This is a genomic window from Schwartzia sp. (in: firmicutes) (assembly GCF_978017985.1).
In genome coordinates this window covers 1-4,105 of record NZ_CDXDFU010000011.1, presented here as the reverse complement: position 1 = coordinate 4,105, position 4,105 = coordinate 1, and the positions used below count along the sequence as shown (strand labels likewise).

Below are 4,105 nucleotides of genomic sequence, written 5' to 3'. Positions count from 1 at the left end.
GCCATGCACCTTTTTAAGTGCTTCCGTCAGGTAGTCTGCAACCACAGACACAACAGGCTGCTCAGTTGAAAAATGTCCGGCGTCAATGACATGTATTCCAAGCTCTGCCGCACGCTGCGCGTCGTGATATCGCACATCACCTGTCACATAAGCATCACAGCCCATAAATGATGCTCTCTCTATAAATTCAGCACCGCTTCCGCTGCAGAGTGCCACCTTCTTAATCATTCTGTCTCCGGCTTTCACCAGACGCAGATATTCCGCATTCAGCCCCTTCTTTACATCAGCCGCAAAATCCTCTGCCGTCATCGGCGTATCAACAACTCCAATACGTCCGAGGCTGTGAACCTCTCCCCGGTTTACCAGAGGATATAAATCATAAGCAGGTTCCTCGTAGGGATGTGCCTTTATCATTTCCCGTACAACCCTTTCTTTCAGTCCTTTCGGGAAAATCGTCTCAATGCGGACCTCATCTACAGTCTCAAGTTTATCCTCTGTACCGATAAAAGGATGTGTACCGCTCAGTGGGCGGAACGTACCCTTTCCATCAACATTGAAGCTGCATTCACTGTAATTACCTATATGACCTGCACCTGCCGAAAAAACAGCCCCACGTACAGAATCCGCATAATCCTTCGGTACATACACTGCCAATTTTATGAGCTGTTCTTCTCCCGTGATATCAAACGGCTTTATATCCCTGAGCCCGATTTTTTCCGCCAGCACATCATTTACCCCGCCCTTTGCGATATCGAGATTTGTATGTGCCGCAAATACTGCTATATCATGCTTTAACAGCTCCGAAAACTTCTTCCCGTCAGGCAAATCTGTCCGCAGCTTCTTAAAAGATTTGAAAATCAGCGGATGATGGGAAACTATCATATCAAAGCCTTCATCAGCAGCGCGGGCAATTATTTCATCCCGCACATCGAGACAGACAAGTATCTTGTTAATCTCCTGCGAGGGACTTCCAACCAAAAGGCCGGGATTATCCCAGTCCTCTGCAAGTCTGCGTGGTGCAAGCTTTTCCATTGCATCCATAATGACCTGACATTTTACCATTGTTTTCCCTCCAGCTCCTTGATTTTCGCGCCAATCTCACGGATTCTCTCAATATCCGGATGACCGCTTCTTCTAAGTCCATCCAGAATACGCTGATACTTCGTAATCCTTTCCTCTACATGTCTTGTATAGAGTTCAGGTTTATTACTGCAAAGCACAGGCCCGATTTCAAGCAGTACAGGTTCCGGCATGGCTTCTGCTCCAGGCTCTGCCGCAATAATTTCATACAGCCTGTCATCTACCTCTGCCAGTCTTTCATCAACAATGTGCCAACCGTTTTTATACAGCCAAGCACGGAGCAGAGGCGAATCATTCATTGGCTGTAAAACAACGCGTTTCAGGCTTCTGAAAACGTCAGGCACCGCATTAAGAATATGGGCAATCAGTTCTCCGCCCATTCCCGCGATGCAGACACACTCAACCTCGCCCTTCTCCAAAGCAAAAAGGCCGTCTCCGCAGCGGACAGGAATATCATCCAGCAGTCCTGCTGCTTTCAGCGTTGCGCGGGCAGCCTCGCACGGCCCTTCATTTTTATCGGTTGCAATGACCTTCGGGGATTTTCCTTCAGTATACAAATGCATAGCAAGATATGCATGGTCGGAGCCCACATCTGCCGCACTCATTCCCTCAGGAACCATTTCAGCAACCGCTTTTAATCTGTCATCAATCATTTCCTTCACCCTTTGTTCTGTATGGCTTTTCAGCCGGAAATTAATTTCTGCAGTTCTTCTATAGTTTTTGCTTTATTGCATATTGAAATCAGCTGCTCCATATCTTTTTCGGACAGATACGACTGACGAATTTTTGTTTCGATTTTCTGTTCTTCCTCCGTAAGAAGAAGCTCTTCCCTGCGTGTTCCGGATTTTGCGATATCAATAGCAGGGAAAATACGCCTTTCCTGAAGACGTCTCGAAAGTGTCAGCTCCATATTGCCCGTGCCCTTGAATTCCTCATACACAACATCATCAAGCTTTGAGCCTGTTTCAATAAGCGCAGTTGCCAGTATGGTAAGGCTTCCTGCTTCCCGTGTATTACGTGCAGCACCGAAGAAGCGTTTGGGCATATACAGTGATGCAGGGTCAAGACCGCCGGAAAGAGTTCTTCCTGACGGAATCCCTGTCAGATTGTACGCGCGTGTAAGGCGTGTAATGCTGTCCAGCAGAATCACAACGTCCTTCTTCTGCTCCACAAGCCTCTTTGCCCGTTCAATGGCAATCTCAGAAATATGCTTATGATGCTCAGGCAGTTCATCAAAGGTAGACGCCAAAACCTCTACATTACCGTCCGTAATGGATTCACGTATATCTGTGACCTCCTCAGGACGTTCATCAATCAAAAGAATCATGAGATGAATATCAGGATGGTTCGTCAGCATTGCTTTTGCAATCTCTTTCAGAAGCGTTGTTTTGCCGGCTTTCGGCGGTGCAACAATAAGACCTCTCTGCCCCTTTCCAACAGGAGTAACAAGGTTCATAATTCTCATTGCTGCCGTCGTATTCGGAGTCTCAAGCTGATATCTTTCATCAGGGAAAATAGGCGTAAACTTTTCAAACGTAGGTCTATAGTAAAGCTCATTCGGTGCCATACCGTTTGCCGAAATGAGTGTCTGCAGCGCCGCAGTTTTTTCCGTGATACTTTTCTCCCTGCGGATGCCTACAATGTAATCACCGGTCCTCAGACGAAAGCGGCGGATAAGCGGCGGAGTGATATATGTGTCGTTTTCTCCGGACATGTACCCGTTGCTGCGTACAAATCCGAAGCCCTCACTCATTACCTCAAGGTATCCCTCAATACGATTATTATTCTCTATTCTCGGCTGTTGATTTTCTGCCTGCTCAGCCTGTTTCGGTGCCTCTTTTTCAACATGAGTTCTCCTTGCAGGATACTGCCTTCTTCTGTCCTGCTGGCCTTCCTGTCGTGGCATAGGATTTTGACGGCGTACAAAAGGACGCGGAGGATTTGCATTTCTCCTTTCAGGAGCAGGACGGCGCGGTGTACTTGCCGCGTCTGCTTCCGCTTTTTCCAACCTGCTTATCAAATCATCCTTACGCAAAGCTGAAACACCATGTATGCCTTTTTCTTTTGCCAGCTCCCGAAGCTCTGTTAATTTCAAAGCCTTATAATCCATCATATTTCCTCCTCGCGGGAATCCTTGTCCTTTTTCAAAAATCCTTCATGCGCCTGAAAAAAGTTAAAAACTGCCTGTGCCGCCGGTTTTGTCATTCCGGGCGCCGCTGCAAGCTCTTCAAGGGAAGCCTCACGCATTTTTTGAATCGTACCGAACTTTTTACGCAGTGCCTGACGCCGCTTTTCTCCTATGCCCGCAATATGATCAAGCACCGAGACAAGATTACGTTTTCCGCGCAGGCTGCGGTGATATGTTATGGCAAAGCGGTGTGCCTCATCACGTATTCGCTGCATCAAAAACAGTGCCTGACTGTTTCGCGGAAGTATCACAGGGTCGGATTTTCCTTCAACGAATATCCATTCAAACTGCTTTGCCAGACCGATTACAGGAACTGTATGATGCCCTGCGCCACGTATTATCTCAAGAGCAGAGCTGAGCTGTCCTTTGCCGCCGTCGATAATAATGAGGTCAGGCATATCCTCCACATCTTTCTTTCCATATCGTCTTGTGGTTACCTCACGCATGGAGAGAAAATCGTCCGGCTTTCCTTCGGCACTCTTTATTTTGAACCGCCTGTACGCCGATTTATTCGGAATACCTCCCTCGAAAACAACCATAGACGCAACAGTTTCGGAGCCCTGAATATGGGATATATCAAAGCACTCCATACGCCAGGGCAGACTGCTCAGTCCAAGATACCCGCCAAGCTCTCTGACCGCACCCTCTGTTTGTTCATTCGATGTCTTAATCCTTGCCGCCTCATCTGACAAATATTTTGCAGCATTGTTTTCAGCCATAAGAACGATATCATGCTTCGTTCCCCTCTGCGGAACCTCCATATAGACCTTCGAACCCTTTTTATCCGCCAGCCATTCCCCTATGACCTCCTGCTCAGGAACCTCCATAGGCAGCAGT

4 protein-coding genes are annotated in these 4,105 nt (G+C 47.6%); all 4 read right to left on the bottom strand.

Translation table 11 applies throughout. The features are described from left to right. The coding region (locus ACY69O_RS00510; RefSeq protein WP_462331515.1) for a Nif3-like dinuclear metal center hexameric protein at positions 1-1,062 on the bottom strand (1,062 nt) is incomplete at its 3' end. After that, positions 1,056-1,733, bottom strand: a complete 678-nt coding sequence (locus tag ACY69O_RS00505; RefSeq protein ID WP_462331514.1) for a tRNA (adenine(22)-N(1))-methyltransferase — start codon at positions 1,731-1,733, stop codon at positions 1,056-1,058. The genes ACY69O_RS00510 and ACY69O_RS00505, both read right to left, overlap by 7 nt. A 29-nt stretch (positions 1,734-1,762) precedes the next feature. Further along, positions 1,763-3,190 carry a transcription termination factor Rho gene (rho, locus tag ACY69O_RS00500; protein ID WP_462331513.1) on the bottom strand — a complete coding sequence of 476 codons (1,428 nt, stop codon included), beginning with the start codon at positions 3,188-3,190 and terminating at the stop codon, positions 1,763-1,765. Next, positions 3,190-4,105 (bottom strand): helix-hairpin-helix domain-containing protein (locus ACY69O_RS00495; protein WP_462331512.1); only part of this gene is annotated, 916 nt, incomplete at its 5' end. The genes rho and ACY69O_RS00495, both read right to left, overlap by 1 nt.

Excerpts from the sequence above, each read along its gene's own strand:
- ACY69O_RS00505 (WP_462331514.1), bottom strand. The coding sequence starts at position 1,733 with ATGATTGATGACAGATTAAAAGCGGTTGCTGAAATGGTTCCTGAGGGA.
- rho (WP_462331513.1), bottom strand. The coding sequence starts at position 3,190 with ATGGATTATAAGGCTTTGAAATTAACAGAGCTTCGGGAGCTGGCAAAA.